At 35.2% G+C, this 1,229-nt stretch carries 2 protein-coding genes; one reads left to right on the forward strand and one right to left on the reverse strand.

Annotated features, from left to right (window positions below):
• Window positions 1–120: 120 nt before the first annotated feature.
• The gene (locus ON09_RS26990; RefSeq protein WP_455566582.1) at window positions 121–333 is read right to left on the reverse strand and encodes a gliding motility protein GldB-related protein; all 213 of its coding nucleotides are present in this window, start codon (window positions 331–333) and stop codon (window positions 121–123) included.
• Between the two features lie 26 nt (window positions 334–359).
• Between ON09_RS26990 and ON09_RS23690 the strand changes: the two genes are divergently transcribed.
• Window positions 360–1,025, forward strand: a complete 666-nt coding sequence (locus ON09_RS23690; protein WP_010603555.1) for a porin family protein — start codon at window positions 360–362, stop codon at window positions 1,023–1,025.
• Window positions 1,026–1,229 lie beyond the last annotated feature (204 nt).

The following is a 1,229-nucleotide window of genomic DNA, read 5'->3' on the forward strand; positions in this document are numbered from 1 at the left end:
ACGTACACACTACTATCTACTTCCTTTGTTAAATCGGTATAAGCCTGGTCTTTAAACAAGGTGCTAAGTATTTCATCATTGTTGTAATCAGGCGATCCGATCATTTTATGAAGGTAATCATCATAAAAAAAAACCGTACTTACTGGATAACGCTGCATTTGTTAAGCTGGTATTTTTGTCTTTTGATGCAAATAGCTCTTTATCAAAGCGTTCTATCTTAATATCTACTTTAATGTTGCTTATATCTGGCCGATTACTTTGCTTGCAGGAAATAAATACAAAAGCCAAGAGAAAAAATAGATAAATTTGCTTGTGTTTTACGTTATACATCATGTACAACAAATATAATCACATAAAGCATGAAAAAAATCTCGACGATTATAATTTTATCTTTTTTCAGTTTCGGTGTTTGGGCACAAAATTTTCCTCCCATTAATTATGGTTTCAGGCTTGGATTAACCGCCACACCGACAATTGGTTGGGTAAAACCTGAGCAAGGAAAAACTGATGGTGTAGGTTTAGGTTTTGCTTACGGTTTAATAGGCGATTTTAACTTTGCACCAAACTATAGTTTTGCTACAGCATTAACTATTACCTCAATTAATGGGAAAAGTACAGAAGCCAATGCAGCACCATATCACAGCGGAACAGTGCCGGTTGCTTATGATTTAAAGTATAAATTACAATATATCGAGGTTCCTTTAACCATAAAGCTTAAAACAATAAAGGCAGAAGGTAAACGCTGGTATGGTCAATTTGGTCTTTCAAATTCGTTTAACATCAGTGCCAAACAAGATGCACAAAACGGAAATACAGTTTTCGCAGATAATCTGAAGATTACCGACTATACGAAATTTTATCGTGCCGGCTTAATTATTGGTGGCGGGGGAGAATTTGATATTTCTGGTAACGCCAGTATATTAGCCGGATTAACTTACAATAACGGTTTCACTAATATCACAACAGACAAAACCCGTGATGTGAGAAACCATTATCTGGCACTTAATTTTGGTATCTTTTTCTAGGATAATAGATCCCGATACTTACTTTCTGATATTAAAACTGATACTTCACAAATGAAAATAGCGCTTGCACAACTTAACTATCACATCGGCAACTTCGAAGCCAATAACCAAAAAAAATAATTGATCACATTCAATTGGCTAAAAGAAAAAGGTGCCGATTTAGTGGTTTTGCGGAGTTGGCTATTTGTGGTTATCCTCCAAGAG

The organism is Pedobacter agri PB92 (assembly GCF_000258495.1).
Classification (GTDB): Bacteria; Bacteroidota; Bacteroidia; order Sphingobacteriales; family Sphingobacteriaceae; genus Pedobacter; species Pedobacter agri.